Source organism: Moorena sp. SIO4A1 (assembly GCF_010672065.1).
Lineage (GTDB): Bacteria > Cyanobacteriota > Cyanobacteriia > Cyanobacteriales > Coleofasciculaceae > Moorena.
Window position 1 is genome coordinate 1 of the sequence record NZ_JAAHHX010000981.1, and the last position, 1,118, is coordinate 1,118.

Genomic DNA, 1,118 nt, shown 5'->3' on the forward strand with positions numbered 1-1,118 from the left:
ATCCAGAGTTTTGGTCGAATCTTTTTTGTCAGCGTTGCTGAATCAAGCAATGAATATAAGTAGAGTGGGCATCCTGCCCGCGCGAAAATATATTGAAACTGGCAAGATGCCTGTTCCACGCCTGATGCCCATTCCACCTCACTCTTAAAATCATTCCATTATTCAGCAACGCCGAAAATTTAAGCACTCAGCGAGTAACGGAACTTGATTGAATAAAGCTGCTGGGATAATGCCCGCAAAAACGCTAATTTGTTGTTGTGCAGGAAGAAATGATCCCCAGTCAACATTTGGATTACAAATGAACTATTGGTCTGCTGACGCCAAGCTTCTAGACTATCAATACTAATGGCATTATCTTGGAAACCTCCGAAGACCGAAATAGGATAGCTCAGAGGTTTATCCATGGTGTAAGTATAAGTCTCAAGCATGGTAAGGTCCGCTCGTAGACTGGGTAAGAACAGCTGCATCATCGCTTTATCCTTCCGAATCGATTCAGGGATAGCATTGTAACGACGAGATAGTTCTGTTACAAACACAGATTTAGGTAATTTGTGGATGTAGGGCTTCTTGATCGGGATTTGGGGAGCTGGACAAGCACAGGCAAACAGGTGAATTGGTTCAGGATCTTTGTCTGTGCGCAGTTGACGGGCAACTTCAAAGGCAAGTACAGCCCCCATACTGTGACCCAAGAAAGCAAAGGGCTTGTCCAGATAGGGTTTTAGTTTAGGTAAGAAACTCTCTAAAAGACGGGAGAGCCGAGTAAAGGGTGGCTCCATGAGTCGTCTACCCCTTCCCGGCAGTTGGATTGAGCAAACTTCTACATTCGATGGCAAGTCCTGTGACCATGTACTATAGGCTGATGCAGTACCACCAGCACAGGGGAAGCAGAACAGGCGCAGGTCAGCCTTGGGATTGGGCTTAGGGCAAACGATCCAGGGGTTAGACCTTAGTGTAGATACCATGAAACTTCATCCTTAAGTAGATAGGGAGATGGGGAGATGGGGAGATGGGGAGATGGGGAGATGGGGAGATGGGGAGATGGGGAGATAGGGAGGAGTGCGTAGGGTGCGTTAGGGGCGGGCGAGCCCTGATTTTTCCCCTCGTAGCAGGGTTGGAAA

Annotated in this window: 1 protein-coding gene; it reads right to left on the bottom strand. The window is 47.6% G+C overall.

Going from position 1 to position 1,118, the window contains the following annotated elements; translation table 11 throughout:
- Nucleotides 1-179: 179 nt before the first annotated feature.
- Nucleotides 180-962: an alpha/beta fold hydrolase gene (locus tag F6K53_RS44605; RefSeq protein WP_293087431.1), complete on the bottom strand. Its 783-nt coding sequence runs from the start codon at nucleotides 960-962 to the stop codon at nucleotides 180-182.
- Nucleotides 963-1,118 lie beyond the last annotated feature (156 nt).